Origin of the sequence: Methylobacterium sp. GC_Met_2, assembly GCF_026540795.1 — a bacterium.
Lineage (GTDB): Bacteria > Pseudomonadota > Alphaproteobacteria > Rhizobiales > Beijerinckiaceae > Methylobacterium.
This window is the reverse complement of record NZ_JALNUM010000073.1, coordinates 1-16,591: the sequence shown is the minus strand read 5'-3', so window position 1 is coordinate 16,591 and position 16,591 is coordinate 1. Positions and strand designations below refer to the sequence as shown.

Here is a 16,591-nt window from a genome sequence, read left to right as displayed (position 1 = left end):
CCGTGCAGAGCGCATGCGCGGGCGATATAGGGCGCTCACCGGGCCGTTTGTCGGAAGGCCGGCCCGTGCTAGCCCGGAGCCGACATTCGAGCCCGGGATCACCCGCGATGGACATCGCCCTCTTTCTCGACTTCGACGGTACGCTGGCCGAAATCGCGCCGCGCCCCGATGCGGTCGTGGTGGAGCCCGGCCTCGTGGAGACGCTGGAGCGGCTGCGCGAACGCCTCGGGGGCGCGCTGGCGATCGTGACCGGCCGGCCGGTTGCGGTGATCGATGGCTTCCTGGCGCCCGCCCGCCTCGATGCCGCCGGACTGCACGGCGTCGAACGCCGGCTCGGTGGCGCCCTCAGCGGCAGCCGGGCGGAGGACCATCCGGCCCTGCGCCGGCAGGTCGCGCGGCTCGAAGCCGAGAGCGCCGCGCTGCCGAACGTCCTGATCGAGGACAAGGGCGCCTCCGTGGCGGTGCATTGGCGGCTCGCGGGCGCCGACGATGCGGCGCGCGCCGAGGCGCTCGTCAAGGCGGCCGCCGAGGTGCTCGGCGCGGACTATCGGCTGCAGCTCGGCAAGGCGGTCGGTGAGATCGTCCCGGCGCAGGCCACCAAGGCCCATGCGATCCGCGCCATCATGGAGCAGCCTCCCTATCGCGGGCGGGTGCCGGTTTTCTTTGGCGACGACCGGACGGACGAGATCGCCTTCGCGTCGGTCAATGCGGATGGCGGAATCGCCGTCCGGGTCGGTGACGGCGAGACCGTCGCGCACCATCGCCTGCCCGATCCGGCCGCGATCCGCGCCCTGCTGCGGGACTGGGCTGCGGGCGGTACCATCGATCCGGCGGCGCTGCCGCCGGCCTGAGCCAAGCGGCGTCAGGGGAGGATCGGCATGTCCGACGGCTTCGTGGACGGCGGCCCCCGGATCATCCTGCGGATCGAAGCGGCGTGCCTGCTCGTCTGTTCGGTCGCGGCCTATGCCTGGCTCGGACAATCCTGGTGGATCTTCGCCGCCCTTCTGTTCGCCCCCGATCTCAGCATGCTGGGTTACGCCGCCGGCCCCGGCGCGGGCGCCATCGCGTACAACGCGGTCCATACGGTAACGCCGCCCCTGGTCGGCCTGTGCGCGGCGGTGGTGCTGGGTCAGCCGCACGTCGCTGGGCTGGCCCTGATCTGGCTTGCCCATATCGGGCTTGATCGGACGCTCGGATATGGCCTCAAATACGCCAGCGGGTTCGGCGATACGCATCTCGGCACGATCGGCCGGGCGCGGATGACGGCGAAGGCACCCCAATAGGGCGATTCCGTCTTCAGCGGGGCTTGCCCAACCGGGGCTGTGCGGCGAATGAACCACCGCGAAGGTTCAGCGAGCAGAGGCACCTTGCGATGTTCGAGTTTCCGGTCCTCGTCGGCGACATCGGCGGCACGAATGCCCGGTTCGGCCTGATCGAGGCACAGGGGGAACAGCCCCGGCTCCTGTCGCACGAGGCGACCGCGGATCATCCCGACCCGTCAAGCGCCATCCGGGCGTCCCTGGCCAAGGCCGGCGATCTCAAACCGCCCTGTTCGGCCATCCTGGCCATGGGCGGCCGGGTCGATGGCCCGGTGAACCAGCTGACGAACGCGCATTGGCAGATCGCCGGACAGCGCATCGGCGAGGATTTCGGGCTGGCCTCCGCGGTGGTGGTGAACGATTACGTACCGGTGGCCGCCGGTGCCGCCGGCATCGCGCCGCACGACCTCACGTCGGTCGGGCCCTGCCCACCGATCTCCGGTGGTGCGCGGGTCGTGCTGGGACCGGGCACGGGGTTCGGCGCAGCGGCCCTGGTGCCGTACGCGACGCAGCTCGCGATCGTCTCCACCGAGGCCGGCCACACCGATCTCGGCCCGGCCGACGCCTTCGAGGAGAAGGTCTGGCACGCGCTGGAGCGGGTCGAGGATCGGATCACCGTGGAAGCCATCCTGTCCGGCCCCGGCCTCGCACGGCTGCACGCGGCGGTGGCGCATGTCCGCACCGGTCGGCCGCACGAGAAGATCGAGCCCGCCGCGGTGACCGAGACCGGGCTCGACGCGTCCGATCCCCACGCCGCCGAGACGCTGGAGCTGTTCGGTCGGCTGCTCGGCCGCGTCTGCGGCGACCTCGCGCTGACCTTCCTGGCCACCAGCGGCGTCTATATCGGCGGCGGCATCGCCCCCCGGATCGTCCGGGTGCTGCAGGAGAGCGGGTTTCGCGACGCGTTCGAGCGCAAGGCGCCCTTCGCCGAGATGATGCGCAAGATCCCAACAAGCGTCATCACCGTGCAGGACCCGGCCTTCCAGGGCTTGGCGGCTTTGGCCAACGAGAGCCGGACGTTCGTCTACCACGGGCAGGTGTGGCGGAAGGGGGCGTAACAGCCCCCCGCTGCCTTGACCCGCACGTCAAGAGCAGGGACTTCGACCCCAGCCTCACGCCGCCGCCAGCGGCTTCGACACCTCTTCCAGCGACTTGCCCTCGGCCGCCGTGCCCCAGATCCCGCCGACCACGGCGGCGATCAGCATCAGCACGGCGCCCAGCCCGTAGCCGAACAGGACCCAGTCCCGCGAGCCGGTCTCGACCAGCGTGCCGAACAGCAGCGGCCCCGAGACGCCGCCGATGCCCGTGCCGACCGCGTAGAAGGCCGCAATGGCGAGCGCCCGGATCTCCAGCGGGAAGGTCTCCGAGACGGTGAGATAGGCCGAGCTCGCCGCCGCGGAGGCGAAGAAGAACACCACCATCCAGGCGCCGGTCTGACCGACCGGCCCGAACACGTCGAGGCGGAACAGCACGCCGACACCGGCGAGCAGCAGCGCCGAGATGCCGTACGTGAAGGCGATCATCTGGCGCCGGCCGATCGTGTCGAACAGCCGCCCGAGCAGCAGCGGGCCGAGGAACGAGCCGAGCGCGAAGGGCAGCAGGTACCAGCCGACGCTGTTGCCCGGTACCTGATAGAATCGCTCAAGAACCAGCGCGTAGGTGAAGAACAGCGCGTTGTAGAAGAAAGCCTGCGCGATCATCAGCGCGAGGCCGACCATGGTCGCCTTGCGGTTCGTGACGAACAGCGCCTTGAACACCTCCGAGAGCGGGGTGCGGTCGCGGGTGCGGACCTTCATGCGTTTGCTCTCGTCCACCGGTGGCAGGGTCACGCCCTCGTCGGTGAAGCGCTTCTCGATGCCGGTCACGACCCGGTCGGCCTCTGCGGCGTAGCCGTGGGTAGCGAGCCAGCGCGGGCTCTCGGGGATCCAGGTTCGCAGCAGCAGGATCACGAGGCCGATGGCGCCGCCCGTGAAGAAGGCGACCCGCCAGCCCCAAGCCGGGTCGATCACCTCGGGCTTCAGCAACACGATCGACATGAACGATCCGATGGCCGCGCCGATCCAGAATGAGCCGTTGATCACAAGGTTGGTCCAGCCCCGCACCCGGGCCGGGACCAGTTCCTGAATGGTCGAGTTGATTGCTGTGTACTCGCCGCCGATCCCCGCGCCGGTGAAGAACCGGAAGATGCAGAAGCTCCAGATATTCCATGACAAGCCGGTCGCCGCCGTAGCGACGAGGTAGAGGGCCAGCGTGATGAAGAACAGCTTCTTCCGCCCGATCCGGTCGGTCAGCCAGCCGAAGCCGATCGCGCCCGTGACCGCGCCCACGAGGTAGCAGGAGGCGGCGAGCCCAACGTCGAATTCGGAGAACGACATCGGCGGCTGGCGCAGGGCGCCCACCAGGGAGCCGGCCAGCGTCACCTCCAGGCCGTCGAGCACCCAAGTGATTCCCAGGGCAACGATGACGAGGACGTGGAATCGACCCCAGGGCAGCCGATCGAGGCGCGCCGAAATGTCGGTATCGATCACTTGGCCGATCTGCGCCCGTTCGGGCGTTCCGGAGGTCCCCTCGACCTTGCTCGTCATCTGCGCATGTCCTCCCGAACGGGCCGTTTACCCTGCCTGACCAGCCCGCATTTACCGAAACACCAGACAGGTGTTGGCAACGGGTTGGGAATCGATTCGGTTCGAACCGGTTTTCATTTGCTGCGCGCAGAGAGGAGGGATCCACGCGGTGCCCCCTCATGTCATCCCGTCCTGCTTCTCCCCGTCGCCGCCTCGCCCGCTTCGCGCTGCTCAGCCTGATGATCATGGTGGGCTTGGCGACCGTCCCGTCGAAGGGCGCCGACGCGCATCTCGAACGGCCGAAGCCTCACGTCTCGATGCCGACCGCCGACCGGTGGCGCCTGCGGCCGGTCGAACCGGCGACGCCGAGCACGACCGGCAGCATCCGCGGCCGCATCGAGACGCCGATCCCGGAAAGCCGCCGCCGTGTCCGCCTCGTCTATCCAGCGCTCATCGAAGCGCGCTGAACCGGTCGCCGGTTTGGCGAACCGCGTCAGCTCGGGCACAGCGCCTGCTTGGTGCGTCGCGGCCCTTGAGGCTGGATTCGAGCGGAGTCGGGAATGGCAGAGGCGATCGCCCTCATCGGATGCAAGGGCCGGACGCAGGAGGCCGATCACCTGGCGGTGCTTTCTACCGCGATGCCCGAGGAACGGATCGTTCCGTTCCGCCTGATGGACGATGCGGAGCACGCGGCGACCCAGGTCGCCATCGTGGCCAACCCCGATCCCGCCGAGGTCGCGGCCCTGCCGAACCTCGTCTGGGTGCAAAGCCTCTGGGCCGGCGTCGAGCAGCTGGTCGGGGCCTTCGACCGGCCGTTGCCGATCGTGCGGCTGGTCGATCGCGAGATGGCCCGCACCATGGCGGAGGCGGTGCTGGCCTGGACCTACTACCTCCAGCGGGACATGCCGGCCTACGCACGTCAGCAGCGTGCCGGTGTCTGGCGGCCCCACCTCTATCGGAAACCCACGGACACGACGGTCGGCTTGCTGGGGCTCGGCGCCCTCGGGATCGCGGCGGCGGAGAGGCTCCTCGGTGCGGGCTTTCGCGTGGTCGGGTGGAGCCGCAGCCCGAAATCCGTCCCCGGTGTCGATGCGGAGCACGGGCTGGAGGCGCTCCCGGCGATGCTGGCCCGATGCGACATCCTCGTCTGCCTCGTGCCGCTGACGCCGGAGACGCGCGGCCTCGTGAACGCCGAGCGTCTGGCGGCGCTGAAGCCCGGCGCGGCGCTGATCAACTTCGCCCGCGGCCCGATCGTTGTGACGGCGGATCTGATTGCGGCGCTGGACAGCGGCCAGCTCGCCCACGCGGTGCTCGACGTCTTCGAAACCGAACCCCTGCCCGCCGAAGACACCCTCTGGGCCCATCCGGGCGTAACCGTGCTGCCGCACGTCTCGGGCCCGACCGATCTGCCGTCAGCGGCCGCGACGGTGGCGGCCAACCTGCGCGATTTCCGTCGGACCGGGCAGCTGCCGCGGGGCATCGATAGAAGCCGGGGCTACTGACGCGACACCCGGTCCCGCCGGCGGACGTGAACCCTGGCCGTATCGGCGTGTTGATGCCCAACTGCCGCGCTTGCGCCGGCGGAGCCGGAAGGATTCTGACAGATCATGGGTTGGCCACGCCGCATTCTGATCGGTACCGGCGTCGTGGCCGTTGCGGTCGGCGCCACCGCGAGCCTCGGGCGGTTCAGCTACGCGCCGATGCCAAACCGGGCGGACCTGCTCAACGCCGACCGTTACCCGATCCAGACCGCCTTCGACATTCTCGGGCGCCGGGTTTTGCGGGCGGAGGCGGATCGCCTGAACGCCACGGAGAGCGGCCGGACGGAACTGGCGCCGGGTGGGACTGCGGTTGCGATCGATCCCGCCATGGTCGAGCGCGGGCGGCAGGCCTTCTACCAGGAGACGTTCGGCAACGAGGTCTTCCTCACAGACGTGATGGGCATGCTCGACGGCGGGCTGACGCCGACGCAGGTCGCGCTGGCGGTGGCCAAGCTTGGCGGACAGGGCACCACCAACCTGCAGGTCGCCATGGCCAGCGACATGCGCGTCGGCGAGCGCGTCTACAAGAAGGGCGAGTTGGTCCCGACCGGGCTCGACGTGCCGAAGGGCGGCGCCTTCATCATCGGGATCAAGACGGTCTACGATCGCGGCCACCTGCGCATGGGCATCACCTGCGCGCTCTGCCACGCCGCGGTCGATCCCGGGACCGGCAGGGTGGTGGAGGGCGCGCCGAATATCGATCTCAACGCCGGGCTGCTGATGGCCCTGGCCAAGAACTCGTCCGCCTACTTCATGCACGCCAGCGTGCCGGAGGCCGATACTCGGCCGAATGCCGATCCGCAGCACACGGGCTCGACCACGACAGGGCCGGTCCTGCCGGACGCGGCGGCTGTCGAGGCGGCCACCAAGGTGCAGGTCGCGAGCTGGCCGCCCGGCAGCTTCGACTCGTCGGCGGACCGGGTCACCAACCCGACCTCGATCCCGTCGAGCTTTTCGGCCTATGGCGAGCCCTACAGCTGGAGCGGGCGCGAAGCGATCGGCCCCTTCGCGGGCCTATCGTCGCTCAACAACAACGTGCATGCGGCCAATTCCGACACTACCCAGCTCGCGGCGGCCGCGCCCTGGCTGTTCGGCATGGACACCGAGACCTATCTCGGCATCGTTCTGCGCGGGTCGGCCACCGAGGCGTTTCGCTACAAGCCGGACGGCAGTCGGAGCCCGTCCGCGGTGTTGCAGAGCGTCGACCCGACGCCGGCCTCGCCGGGCCTGAACAGCTACGCAGTGCTGCCGACCTATCCGGCCACCAACTACGTTACCGATAACGGCCTGTTCACCTCAGTGGCCGGAGAGCCGGTGAACCACGCCAACAACGCGATGTCGGCCTTTCAGAACCTGCTGCATCCGCCGGCCGGCGGTCAGGATGCCGACAAGGTACGGGCTGGCCGGGCCGTGTACGAGAAGGTGGGCTGCGGTGCCTGCCATTCCGGACCGGCGCTCACCAACCACCGGGTCATCCCGGAGGCCGAGATCGGCACGGAACCGACCCGGGCCCGCGCCGGCGCCAAGATGGAGGCGCGCCTGTCCCCGCCGACGATGTTTGCCGTCGGCACGCCGTTCCCGCTCACCGACACGCCGGCGATCGTGCCGGTGCCGCTCGCGGGCGATGCCCTGACGCAGGTTCAGCTCGCCTGGGGGCAGGGTGGGACGGAGGGCGGTTATAAGGTCCCGAACCTCGTCGGCCTCGCCTGGACGGCGCCTTACCTGCATGATTCCGGCGTCGCGGTCGGGACCGACATGGAGCGCCAGCTCGGCGTCCCGGGCACACTCTACAAGGGTGTGGCGCCGGATCCGGCCAACAGCCTGCGGGCGCTCGTCGACCGGGATCTCCGCGCCAAGGTCGTGGCCGCGAACGCGGCCTCGGATACGGCGCGGATTGCCCGGGTTACCGGAAAGGGGCACGCCTTCTGGGCGGATGCCGGCGCGGGTGTCTCGCCCGATGAGCAGACGGCGCTGATCGCCTACCTGCTCTCGATCGATCGCCTGACGGAGCCGGCCGCAACGCCCTGAAGGGGTACGCCATGACGCAGAACACCGATCCGGTCTGGTTCATCACCGGTTGCTCGACAGGCTTCGGCCGTGAGCTCGCCAAATTGGTCATCGCGCGGGGCTGGCGCGTGGTGGTCACGGCGCGCGACCGTGCCAACGTCGCCGATCTCGCGCAGGGTGCCGAGGATCGCGTCCTACCCCTGTCGCTCGACGTCACCGCGGCGGGTCAGATCGCCGAGTCCGTGCGCGCCGCGCAAGACAGGTTCGGTCGGATCGACGTGCTCGTGAACAATGCGGGTTACGGCTATCAATCCTCGATCGAGGAGGGTGAGGACGACAAGATCCGCGCCCAGTTCGACGCCAACGTGTTCGGCCTGTTTGCGCTGACCCGTACGGTGCTGCCGGTGATGCGGGGTCAGGCATCCGGTCACATTCTCAACATCACGTCGGTGGCGGGCTTCGTCGGTTTCCCGGCCTCGGGCTACTACGCCGCCAGCAAGCACGCCGTCGAAGGGTTCTCGGATGCCCTGGCGGCCGAGGCCGCGCCGCTTGGGATCCGCGTAACCTGCATCGAGCCGGGTCCGTTCCGCACCGATTGGGCTGGGCGTTCGCTGATCCAGACCCAGAATGCGATCCTCGACTACGCCGCGACGGCTGGTGCCCGCCTCAAGGCCACGGCGGAGAAGAGCGGCACGCAGGCCGGCGACCCGGTGCGAGCAGGCGAGGCGATGATTCGGGTGACCGAGATGGAGGATCCGCCGCGCCACCTCGTCCTCGGCGCCTGGGGGTACGACGCGGTCACGAAGCGACTGAAGCAGCGTCTCGCCGAAATCGAGGCTTGGCGGCAGACGAGCCTCGGCGCCGATTACCCGGAGGCCTGAGTTCCGCTCTTCGCTCCGTTCGCTTCGCCGCGCACGCGATAACGGAGGGTTAGATCACGCCCTCGATCACGCCCCGCCGTTTGGCTTCCTCGGCCTCCAAGTACCAGTTCGACGGTGCCTTCTCGAGCACTTCGTCCAGGGTCACATCCGAGCCCTGGATCAGGTTGGAAAAGCCCTCGTTCTGGATCTCGATCGAGCACAGGATCTCATTGAGCGTCGCCTTCACGGAGGCGACGCAGGTCGTGAGCGGGCCCTGGACATGGAGCTGCTTGTTCATCTTGCGCTCGTGGATCATCAGCCGCGTACCGCGGGTCAGGTAACGATTCGGTTTCGCGAAGAAACTCATCAATGTCGTGCCGGCCGAGTAGATCGCCGCCTTGCCGAGGAACACGAACCGCCGGTTCGGGTCCATGGCGCTGTTGAAGCGGATGTCCTCGCCCATCATCCGGGCGACCTCGGGATCGCCGCCGAGCGTCGTCAGTTCGACCACCACAATCTCGCGGTCTCCCGCCGCGCCGAGTTGGCGGCGGAAGTCTTTGTACATGTCGTAATCGACCGGGCCCGAGAGCAGCACCGCGGGGGCCCGGAAGGCGGTCGGGTCGAGGGGTGGCGTGTCCATGGTCCTCCTGGTCGAACGGCCGGCTCCACCTAGGGGGAGCCGGAGTCAGCCTCAGCGCACCGGATCAGGCGCACCAGCGCCCTTGCCAACGAACGGGATACCCTCGATCGGGCATTCCTCGGTGCCGACGCTCTGACGAGTAATGGCCCTGACAGCATCGCGGGTTCCGTCGGGATCCTCGATCCAGCGCCGGTAGAACTCGTAGGGGCATTCCGACAGGCCGTGCCGGTTCTCCTTCGAGTTGATCATGCCGGTGTAGCCCCGGTGCAAAAGCTTGAAGAGGTGGTTCTCGGATTGGCCGTGGGCGCGGAAATCCCGGATCAGGAACTTGGAGAGGGCGGCGTACTGAATGCCCATCTCCTCCTCGCCGCACTCGCCGAGCGTCCGGCCGTCGAAGCCGATGATCGCCGAGTGGCCGAAATATGTGTACACGCCGTCGAACCCGGCAGCGTTCGAGACCGCAACGTAGACGTTGTTGGCGAACGCCATCGCCTTCGAGATGACGATCTGCTGTTCCTTGGCCGGATACATGTAGCCCTGGCAGCGGATGATCAGCTCGGCGCCCCGCATGGCGCAATCGCGCCAGATCTCGGGGTAGTTGCCGTCGTCGCAGATGATTAGGCTGATCTTCATCCCCTTCGGCCCGTCCGACACATAGGTGCGGTCGCCCGGATACCAGCCCTCGATCGGGGTCCAAGGCATGATCTTGCGGTATTTCTGGACGATCTCGCCTTGGTCGTTCATCAGGATCAGGGTGTTGTAGGGCGCTTTATTGGGGTGCTCCTCGTGGCGCTCGCCGGTGAGGGAGAACACGCCCCAGACCTTGGCCTCGCGGCAGGCGGCGGCGAACACCTCGGTCTCGGCACCTGGGACCGACGAGGCGGTCTCGTACATCTCGGCGGCGTCGTACATGATGCCGTGGGTCGAGTATTCGGGAAAGATTACGAGATCGAGGCCGGGCAGGCCGGTCTTCATCCCGACGATCATCTTGCCGATCGCCTTGGCGTTCTCAAGCACCTCGGCGCGGGTATGGAGCCGCGGCATCTTGTAGTTCACGACGGCGACGCCGACGCTGTCCTGGCTGGACGAGATGTCTCCGTGCATCATGGCGTTTGGTCCTCCTGACCTTGATCGCCCCCCAGGTGGGCGCGGCTCAGTGGCTGATCATCCAGGGCCGCGCACTCGGGAAGCCCTTGGCGGCGGCTGGGGCCGACTTCTTCGGCGAGCAGCAGCCGCAGCCCGACCCGTGGCTGCCCGAGCGCTTCGGCGCGTGGCGGCTGCGCTCGTTGGTGGCGTGGGCGGCCCGCAGCCCTGCGTCCATGCCGGCGATGCGCGGCGCCGTGAGGAACGCCCGTTGGCTCGACACGCCGCAATCCGGGCACGCATGCGGATCGCGGAACTCGGCCATCGGCCGCATCACCGTGAAGGGGCCGCAGGCCTCGCAGGCGTACTCGTAGACGGGCATGGGGTGCTTCCGGTGAAGGGAATGCGCTTGGGGCACGAGCCGCGGGTCCCCTCTCCCGCACGGGAGAGGGAGCAGGTCACAGATCCGGCGAGAGCGGCATCTGAATCGAGCCGTCGAGGAACTTCGTCGGCCCGTCGGCGCCGGGATTGATGTCGAACTCGAAGATCTTGGTCGGGATCCAGAGCGTCGCGCAGGCGTTCGGGATGTCGACGACGCCCGAGATGTGGCCTTGGACCGGTGCGGTGCCGAGGATCGAGTAGGCCTGCGCGCCCGAATAGCCGAACTTCTTCAGGTATTCGATCGCGTTCAGGCAGGCCTGCCGGTAGGCGATGTGGACGTCGAGGTAGTGCTGACCGCCGTGCTCGTCGACCGAAATACCCTCGAAGATCAGGTGATCGTCGAATTTCGGCGTGATCGGCGACGGCTTGAAGATCGGGTTCTTGATCCCGTACTTGGCCATGCCGTCCTTGATCAGCTCGACCTTGAGATGGACCCAGCCGGCCATCTCGATGGCGCCGCAGAAGGTGATCTCGCCGTCGCCCTGGCTGAAGTGCAGGTCGCCCATGGAGAGGCCGGCGCCCGGCACGTAGACCGGGAAGTAGATTTTTGAGCCGCGCGACAGATCCTTGATGTCGCAATTGCCGCCATGCTCGCGGGGCGGGACCGTGCGGGCGCCGGTGGCGGCGGCTGCGTCCTTCGCGTCGCCCTTGAGGCGGCCCATATGGGCCGTCGGACCGAAGGGGAGGGTAGCCAGCGCTGGCACGCGTTCCGGATCGGTGTCGTAGAGTGCCTTCTCGCGGGTGTTCCAGGTCTCCAGCATCTTGGGATCGGGCAGGCAGCCGATCAGGCCGGGATGGATCAGGCCGGGGAAGCGCACCCCCGGGACGTGGCGGGACTTGGTGAACATCCCCTCAAAGTCCCAGATCGACTTTTGGGCCTGGGGGAAGTGCTCGTCCAGAAAGCCGCCGCCGTTCTTCTTCGAGAAGAAGCCGTTGAAGCCCCATTGGCTCTCGGGCTTGGCACCGATGTCGAGGAGATCGACCACCAGCAGGTCGCCGGGCTCGGCACCCTCGACGCCGATCGGGCCCGAAAGGAAGTGCACGATCGAGAGGTCGATATCGCGCACGTCGTCCGCGGAATCGTTATTCTTGATGAAGCCGCCGGTCCAGTCGTAGGTCTCGACGATGAAGTCCGCGCCCGGCTTCACATACGCAACCATCGGGATGTCGGGGTGCCAGCGGTTGTGCACCATGTCGTTCTCGTAGGCCGATTGCGTGAGATCGACCTTGATCAGCGTCTCGGGCATCTCGTGTCTCCAGCTCCCTGACTCTCCGGGGCAAGCCCCGTCCACGCGCCGCTGCGCGTCTCTCACCCGCTCGCGAGCAGCTCTTTCAGCGCTTCGTCGAGGATCTTGATGTCGTCCGGGCTGGTGCCGGGCCCGCCTGCGAAGTGGCCCCACCACGTGTCGATCACGCGCAGCTCCGCGTTCGGCATGGCGGCCGCCTCGATGGCGTTGTCCTCCGGCGGGAAATACAGGTCGGTCGAGGCGGGCATCAGGATCGCCTTGGCGCGGATGGCGCCGAGCGCGGCCTTGAAGTCGCCCTGGAAAGTGTCGTTGGCGCTGATATCGCCGTGCTGCCACGTCCACAGCATGGCGAGCAGGTTGTTGGCGTCGCGCTCGTAGAACAGGCCTTCCCAGAACCCGATCAGGAAGTCCTCCAGCGAGGCGTAGCCCATGTGGGTGATGTCGGCCTCGAGCCGGTAAAAGGTCTGCGACAGGCCCCAGCCGGCGTAGACCCGGCCAAAGGCCCGCAGGCCCCGGGTCGGCGGGCTCGTGTACCAGCCCTCCGCCCAGGCGGCGTCGGCCTGGAGCGCCGCCTTGGCGCCCTCAAGGAAGACGTAGTTGTGCCGCGAGCACTTGGCCGAGCCCTGAAACGGCAGGATCTTCTGCACCATGTCGGGATACATCGCCGCCCAGTGGTAGGTCTGGAGCGCCCCCATCGACCAGCCGGTGACGAGGACGAGTTTCTCGATGCCGAAATGCTCGGTGACGAGGCGGTGCTGGGCGCGGACGTTGTCGTAGGCGGTGACGTTGGGGAAGCGCGGCCCGTTCCAGGGCGCGGGCGTGTTGCTCGGCGAAGACGAGAGCCCGTTGCCGAACATGTTCGGGATGATGATGAAGTACTTCTCCGGATCGAGGGCCTTGCCGGGGCCGATCAGCCACTCGTTCTCAGTGTGCTGGCCCGAGTACCAGGTCGGGTAGACGATGGCGTTGTCCTTGGCCGGGCTCAGCGTCCCGAAGGTCTTGAAGGCGAGCTTGGCCGCGCGCAGCGTCTTGCCGCACTGGAGCACGAAGTCGCCGAGTTCGAAGATCTCATAATCGGCCATGTTGTGCCCCTAGACCGATAGGAACCGGGCCACCGCCGCCTCGTCGATCCCGTCGCGCGGGGCCTCGTGGACGATGGCGCCGTTCTCCATGACGATTACCCGGTCGGCGACATCGAGGGCGAAGCTCAGGACCTGCTCCGACACCACGATCGAAAGGCCGCGCGCGTCGCGGATTGTCTTGAGCGTCCGGCCCATCTCTCGGATGATCGACGGCTGGATGCCCTCGGTCGGCTCGTCCAGCAGCAGCACCTTCGGGCGGCTCGCGAGCGCCCGGGCGATGGCAAGCTGCTGCTGCTGCCCGCCCGAGAGGTTGCCACCGCGCCGGCCCTTCATCTCCAGCAGGACCGGGAACATGTCGTAGAGGTCCTGCGGCACCTTGCGGGTGCCCGTGACGGTGAGGCCGGTCTCGATGTTCTCCTGGACCGTCATGGTGGAGAAGATCATCCGGCCCTGCGGCACGTAGGCGAGGCCTTTGGCGACCCGGACGTGGCTCTTGAGCCCGGCCACGTCCGTGCCCTCGACCTGGATCGACCCTGCTTTCACGGGCACGAGACCCATCAGGGTCTTCATGAGCGTGGTCTTGCCCATGCCGTTGCGGCCCATGACGGCGACGATTTCGCCTGGCGCCACCGAGAAGGTGAGTCCGTGCAGCACTTCGCTCTGGCCGTAAGCGGCGTGCAGATCCTCGACGGCGAGCGCCGCCGTGGCGGATGGGATCGTGGCGAGTGGGGGCGCCTGAATTCCGGGCGGGTGCGCGGTCTGAAGCGACGCCATCGTCAATGTCCCAAATACACTTCGATGACTTTCGGGTCGTTCTTGACCCGCTCCATCGACCCTTCGGAGAGTACTTTGCCCTGGTGCAGGACGGTCACCCGGTGGGCGATGTCCTCGACGAACTTCATGTCGTGCTCGATCACCAGCACCGAGCGGCCCTTGATGATCTGGTTGAGCAGTTCGGCGGTCTTGATCCGCTCGCCGACGCTCATGCCGGCCACCGGCTCGTCGAGCATCAGCAGTTCCGGGTCCTGGATCAGCAGCATGCCGATCTCCAGCCACTGCTTCTGGCCGTGGCTTAGGAACTCGGCTCGCTCCTTGAGCTGATCCTTCAGGAAGATCGTCTCGGCGATGGCGTGGATGCGGTCGCGGACTTCCGCATCGCGCTTGAACGTCAGGGCGCCGAACACCGAGCGTCCGCGCGGGAACGAGATTTCGAGATTCTCGAACACCGTCAGGTCGTCGTAGATCGACGGCGTCTGGAACTTGCGGCCGACTCCGGCCTGGACGATGGCGCTCTCGGACAGCTTTGTCAGCTCCTGACCCTTGTACCTGATCGATCCGGCGCTCGCCCGGGTGCGTCCGCAGATCAGGTCCAGCACCGTGGTCTTTCCGGCGCCGTTCGGGCCGATGATCACCCGGATCTCGTCGGGCTCGACGTAGAACGACACGTCGTTGACCGCCTTGAACCCGTCGAAGGAGACCGTCAGCGCCTCGACGGCGAGGAGATGATCGGGCGGGGCCGCCTCGGCGCCGACCACGGGAGAGGAGAGGATCGCGGCGTTCATGGGCAGGATCACTCGGCCGGGGCGCCTTGGGGCGGGACGATGGCGGGCGGCGGGGCGCGAAGGCCCTTTACCCGGCGGGTGAGGCGGGGCTCGATCTGCTCGCGCCAGATCCCGGCAAGGCCGTTCGGGAAGGCCAGCACCACCGCGATGAACAGGGCGCCGAGGCCGAACAGCCAGAGGTCCGGGAAACTTTCGGAGAAACTGGTCTTGGCCCAATTGACCAGAAGCGTGCCCCAGACCGCGCCGAACAGGGACAAGCGCCCGCCGACGGCGGCGTAGATCACCATCTCGATCGAGGGCACGATGCCCACGAAGGAGGGCGACATGAACCCGACCTGCAGGGTGAACATTGCCCCGCCGATCGCGGCCAACCCGGCGGCGAAGCAGAAGGCGAAGACCTTGAACCCCGCCACCGAGTAGCCAGAGAAGCGGACCCGATCCTCCTTGTCGCGCATGGCGACGAGGATACGGCCCAGCTTCGATTTCTTCACGTATTGCGCCGCCAGAATGCAGGCGATCAGCAGGCCGCCATTGACGAAGTACAGGATGGTCTTTGCGCTATCGGTGCGGATGTCCCAGCCGTGGAGGGTGCGCAGGTCGGTGATGCCGTTGATGCCGCCGGTATAGCCCTGCTGGCCGACGATCAGGATCGTCAGGATCGCGGCGATCGCCTGGGTGATGATGGCAAAATAGGTGCCGCCGACCCGGCGCTTGAACATCGCGAAGGAGATCAGCATCGCGAACAGGACCGGGACCGCGACCACAAGGATCAGGGTCAGCGGCAGGCTTTTGAACGGCTGCCAGAACCACGGGATCGCGGTGATCTGGTTCCAATCCATGAAGTCCGGGATGCCCGGCGTCGACTGGATCTTGGTGTTGGCGACGCTCGAAGCTTCGAGCTTCAGGTACATCGCCATGCAGTAGCCGCCGAGGCCGAAGAAGCAACCCTGGCCCAACGAGAGGATGCCGGCATAGCCCCAGCAGATCACGAGCCCCAGGGCCACGAACGCGTAGGTCAGATACTTGCCGACGAGGTTGAGGCGGAAGCTGTCGAGCAGCATCGGCAGGACAACCAGGATCACCCCGGCCAGCAGAGCCAAGCTCAGCCACTCCACCGGCTTCATGAACGGGTTGTCGTTGACGGTGACGGATTTGGTGAGGGTCTGGACCGGATTCGTCATGGTCGAAAAATCCTCAGCGCCGGACCTTGAGGGTGAAGAGGCCCTGCGGCCGCAACATCAGGATGCCGACCACCGCGAGCAGCGTGATTACCTTGGCCATCGAGCCGGAGAGGAAGAACTCCAGGGTCGACTGCGTCTGGGAGATCGAGAAGGCCGACGCGATGGTGCCCAAGAGGCTGGCGGCGCCGCCGAACACGACGATCAGGAAGGTGTCGACGATGTAGAGCTGGCCCGAGGTCGGCCCGGTGGAGCCGATCATCGTGAAGGCCGAGCCGGCAATGCCCGCGATGCCGCAGCCCAGGCCGAAGGTGTAGCGATCGACCTTCTCGGTATCGATGCCGACCGCCCCCGCCATGGCACGGTTCGACATGACTGCGCGGACCTGCTGGCCGAAGCGCGAACGGTAGATCAGCAGGGCGACGCTGACGGTGATCAGGATGGTGATCCCCATCACGAACAGGCCGTTGACCGGGATCTCGATCGTGTCGGTGACCTGCACCGAGCCGATCAGCCAGGACGGCAATTCGACGCCGACCTCGCGGGCCCCGAAGATCGACCGGTAGGCCTGCTGGAGAATCAGCGATAGGCCCCAGGTGGCCAGCAGGGTGTCGAGCGGGCGCTTGTAGAGGAACCGGATCAGGCTCCACTCCACCAGCATGCCGAGCGCCCCGGAGGCCAGGAACGCCAGCGCCATGGCGACGAAGAAGTAGGCCGGAAACAGCACCGGCACGTAGGTCTGGCAGAAGGCCGAACAGAGATACGTCACGTAGGCGCCGAGGATCATGAACTCCCCATGGGCCATGTTGATCACGCCCATCTGGCCGAAGATGATCGCCAGCCCGAGCGCCATCAGCAGGTAGACGGAGAACAGGATCAGGCCGGCGAAGCCCTGCATGGCGAAGATCGCGCCGAGATCGCCGAGGGAATAATCGCCGAGCATTTTCTCATGTCTCCCGCGCCTGGGGATGCCTAATTGAAGCCCGCGGCGCCCTCCCTCCCCCCTTTGCGGGGGAGGGTGGCCCCTGCGTCGGCAGGGGTCGGGAGAGGGGAGCCCGGCTTCCGTA

General features: G+C 67.4%; 17 protein-coding genes. 7 read left to right on the top strand and 10 right to left on the bottom strand.

Annotation, left to right across the window (positions count from 1 at the left end; all coding sequences use genetic code 11):
* The first annotated feature begins 107 nt into the window (after window positions 1-107).
* The 3 genes from otsB (at window position 108) to OXS49_RS21725 (ending at window position 2,377) form a co-directional block, all read left to right on the top strand.
* On the top strand, window positions 108-851 hold the full coding sequence (otsB, locus tag OXS49_RS21735) for a trehalose-phosphatase (RefSeq protein ID WP_267426655.1): 744 nt from the start codon (window positions 108-110) through the stop codon (window positions 849-851).
* A gap of 27 nt (window positions 852-878) precedes the next feature.
* Window positions 879-1,283: a DUF4260 domain-containing protein gene (locus OXS49_RS21730; protein ID WP_244008243.1), complete on the top strand. Its 405-nt coding sequence runs from the start codon at window positions 879-881 to the stop codon at window positions 1,281-1,283.
* A gap of 89 nt (window positions 1,284-1,372) precedes the next feature.
* Window positions 1,373-2,377 carry a glucokinase gene (locus tag OXS49_RS21725; protein ID WP_244008242.1) on the top strand — a complete coding sequence of 335 codons (1,005 nt, stop codon included), beginning with the start codon at window positions 1,373-1,375 and terminating at the stop codon, window positions 2,375-2,377.
* 54 nt (window positions 2,378-2,431) lie between these two features.
* On the opposite strand, the gene OXS49_RS21720 is transcribed toward OXS49_RS21725, so the two are convergent.
* Complete coding sequence (locus OXS49_RS21720) at window positions 2,432-3,904, bottom strand: MFS transporter (RefSeq protein WP_267426653.1); 1,473 nt, start codon at window positions 3,902-3,904, stop codon at window positions 2,432-2,434.
* A gap of 158 nt (window positions 3,905-4,062) precedes the next feature.
* On the opposite strand from OXS49_RS21720, the gene OXS49_RS21715 reads away from it, so the two are divergent.
* The 4 genes from OXS49_RS21715 to OXS49_RS21700 all read left to right on the top strand — a co-directional run bounded on the left by OXS49_RS21715 (window position 4,063) and on the right by OXS49_RS21700 (window position 8,312).
* A complete protein-coding gene (locus OXS49_RS21715) occupies window positions 4,063-4,350 on the top strand; it encodes a hypothetical protein (protein ID WP_267426652.1) in 288 nt (95 codons plus the stop codon).
* Window positions 4,351-4,443: 93 nt separating this feature from the next.
* A complete protein-coding gene (locus OXS49_RS21710) occupies window positions 4,444-5,385 on the top strand; it encodes a glyoxylate/hydroxypyruvate reductase A (protein WP_267426651.1) in 942 nt (313 codons plus the stop codon).
* Between the two features lie 105 nt (window positions 5,386-5,490).
* Entirely contained in the window at window positions 5,491-7,452 is a 1,962-nt protein-coding gene (locus OXS49_RS21705; RefSeq protein ID WP_267426649.1) for a cytochrome C oxidase Cbb3, read from the top strand.
* 11 nt (window positions 7,453-7,463) lie between these two features.
* The gene (locus OXS49_RS21700) at window positions 7,464-8,312 is read left to right on the top strand and encodes an oxidoreductase (protein WP_244008237.1); all 849 of its coding nucleotides are present in this window, start codon (window positions 7,464-7,466) and stop codon (window positions 8,310-8,312) included.
* A 49-nt stretch (window positions 8,313-8,361) separates the two neighbouring features.
* Here OXS49_RS21700 and OXS49_RS21695 read toward each other — a convergent pair whose 3' ends face one another.
* The 9 genes from OXS49_RS21695 to urtB all read right to left on the bottom strand — a co-directional run bounded on the left by OXS49_RS21695 (window position 8,362) and on the right by urtB (window position 16,467).
* Window positions 8,362-8,931, bottom strand: coding sequence for an ATP-dependent Clp protease proteolytic subunit (locus OXS49_RS21695; RefSeq protein WP_244008236.1), 570 nt, complete (start codon window positions 8,929-8,931; stop codon window positions 8,362-8,364).
* 51 nt (window positions 8,932-8,982) lie between these two features.
* Window positions 8,983-10,038, bottom strand: a complete 1,056-nt coding sequence (locus OXS49_RS21690) for an aliphatic amidase (RefSeq protein WP_244008235.1) — start codon at window positions 10,036-10,038, stop codon at window positions 8,983-8,985.
* A 46-nt stretch (window positions 10,039-10,084) separates the two neighbouring features.
* The gene (locus OXS49_RS21685; protein WP_244008234.1) at window positions 10,085-10,396 is read right to left on the bottom strand and encodes a zinc ribbon domain-containing protein; all 312 of its coding nucleotides are present in this window, start codon (window positions 10,394-10,396) and stop codon (window positions 10,085-10,087) included.
* Between the two features lie 76 nt (window positions 10,397-10,472).
* Window positions 10,473-11,702 (bottom strand): formamidase, encoded by a 1,230-nt coding sequence (fmdA, locus tag OXS49_RS21680; protein WP_244008233.1) that lies wholly within the window; start codon window positions 11,700-11,702, stop codon window positions 10,473-10,475.
* A 62-nt stretch (window positions 11,703-11,764) separates the two neighbouring features.
* Window positions 11,765-12,784 carry an alpha/beta fold hydrolase gene (locus OXS49_RS21675; RefSeq protein WP_267426647.1) on the bottom strand — a complete coding sequence of 340 codons (1,020 nt, stop codon included), beginning with the start codon at window positions 12,782-12,784 and terminating at the stop codon, window positions 11,765-11,767.
* A 9-nt stretch (window positions 12,785-12,793) separates the two neighbouring features.
* Window positions 12,794-13,558, bottom strand: coding sequence for an urea ABC transporter ATP-binding subunit UrtE (gene urtE, locus OXS49_RS21670; protein ID WP_244008231.1), 765 nt, complete (start codon window positions 13,556-13,558; stop codon window positions 12,794-12,796).
* Window positions 13,559-13,560: 2 nt separating this feature from the next.
* Window positions 13,561-14,346, bottom strand: a complete 786-nt coding sequence (gene urtD / locus OXS49_RS21665) for an urea ABC transporter ATP-binding protein UrtD (RefSeq protein ID WP_244008230.1) — start codon at window positions 14,344-14,346, stop codon at window positions 13,561-13,563.
* An 8-nt stretch (window positions 14,347-14,354) separates the two neighbouring features.
* Window positions 14,355-15,527 carry an urea ABC transporter permease subunit UrtC gene (gene urtC, locus OXS49_RS21660; protein ID WP_267426646.1) on the bottom strand — a complete coding sequence of 391 codons (1,173 nt, stop codon included), beginning with the start codon at window positions 15,525-15,527 and terminating at the stop codon, window positions 14,355-14,357.
* Window positions 15,528-15,540: 13 nt separating this feature from the next.
* Window positions 15,541-16,467 (bottom strand): urea ABC transporter permease subunit UrtB, encoded by a 927-nt coding sequence (urtB, locus tag OXS49_RS21655; RefSeq protein ID WP_244008228.1) that lies wholly within the window; start codon window positions 16,465-16,467, stop codon window positions 15,541-15,543.
* Between the last annotated feature and the right edge of the window lie 124 nt (window positions 16,468-16,591).

Bases quoted from the DNA above. Each gene is read 5' to 3' on its own strand.
- otsB (WP_267426655.1), top strand. From the start codon at position 108: ATGGACATCGCCCTCTTTCTCGACTTCGACGGTACGCTGGCCGAAATC.
- OXS49_RS21730 (WP_244008243.1), top strand. From the start codon at position 879: ATGTCCGACGGCTTCGTGGACGGCGGCCCCCGGATCATCCTGCGGATC.
- OXS49_RS21725 (WP_244008242.1), top strand. From the start codon at position 1,373: ATGTTCGAGTTTCCGGTCCTCGTCGGCGACATCGGCGGCACGAATGCC.
- OXS49_RS21720 (WP_267426653.1), bottom strand. From the start codon at position 3,904: ATGACGAGCAAGGTCGAGGGGACCTCCGGAACGCCCGAACGGGCGCAG.
- OXS49_RS21715 (WP_267426652.1), top strand. From the start codon at position 4,063: ATGTCATCCCGTCCTGCTTCTCCCCGTCGCCGCCTCGCCCGCTTCGCG.
- OXS49_RS21710 (WP_267426651.1), top strand. From the start codon at position 4,444: ATGGCAGAGGCGATCGCCCTCATCGGATGCAAGGGCCGGACGCAGGAG.
- OXS49_RS21705 (WP_267426649.1), top strand. From the start codon at position 5,491: ATGGGTTGGCCACGCCGCATTCTGATCGGTACCGGCGTCGTGGCCGTT.
- OXS49_RS21700 (WP_244008237.1), top strand. From the start codon at position 7,464: ATGACGCAGAACACCGATCCGGTCTGGTTCATCACCGGTTGCTCGACA.
- OXS49_RS21695 (WP_244008236.1), bottom strand. From the start codon at position 8,931: ATGGACACGCCACCCCTCGACCCGACCGCCTTCCGGGCCCCCGCGGTG.
- OXS49_RS21690 (WP_244008235.1), bottom strand. From the start codon at position 10,038: ATGATGCACGGAGACATCTCGTCCAGCCAGGACAGCGTCGGCGTCGCC.
- OXS49_RS21685 (WP_244008234.1), bottom strand. From the start codon at position 10,396: ATGCCCGTCTACGAGTACGCCTGCGAGGCCTGCGGCCCCTTCACGGTG.
- fmdA (WP_244008233.1), bottom strand. From the start codon at position 11,702: ATGCCCGAGACGCTGATCAAGGTCGATCTCACGCAATCGGCCTACGAG.
- OXS49_RS21675 (WP_267426647.1), bottom strand. From the start codon at position 12,784: ATGGCCGATTATGAGATCTTCGAACTCGGCGACTTCGTGCTCCAGTGC.
- urtE (WP_244008231.1), bottom strand. From the start codon at position 13,558: ATGGCGTCGCTTCAGACCGCGCACCCGCCCGGAATTCAGGCGCCCCCA.
- urtD (WP_244008230.1), bottom strand. From the start codon at position 14,346: ATGAACGCCGCGATCCTCTCCTCTCCCGTGGTCGGCGCCGAGGCGGCC.
- urtC (WP_267426646.1), bottom strand. From the start codon at position 15,527: ATGACGAATCCGGTCCAGACCCTCACCAAATCCGTCACCGTCAACGAC.
- urtB (WP_244008228.1), bottom strand. From the start codon at position 16,467: ATGCTCGGCGATTATTCCCTCGGCGATCTCGGCGCGATCTTCGCCATG.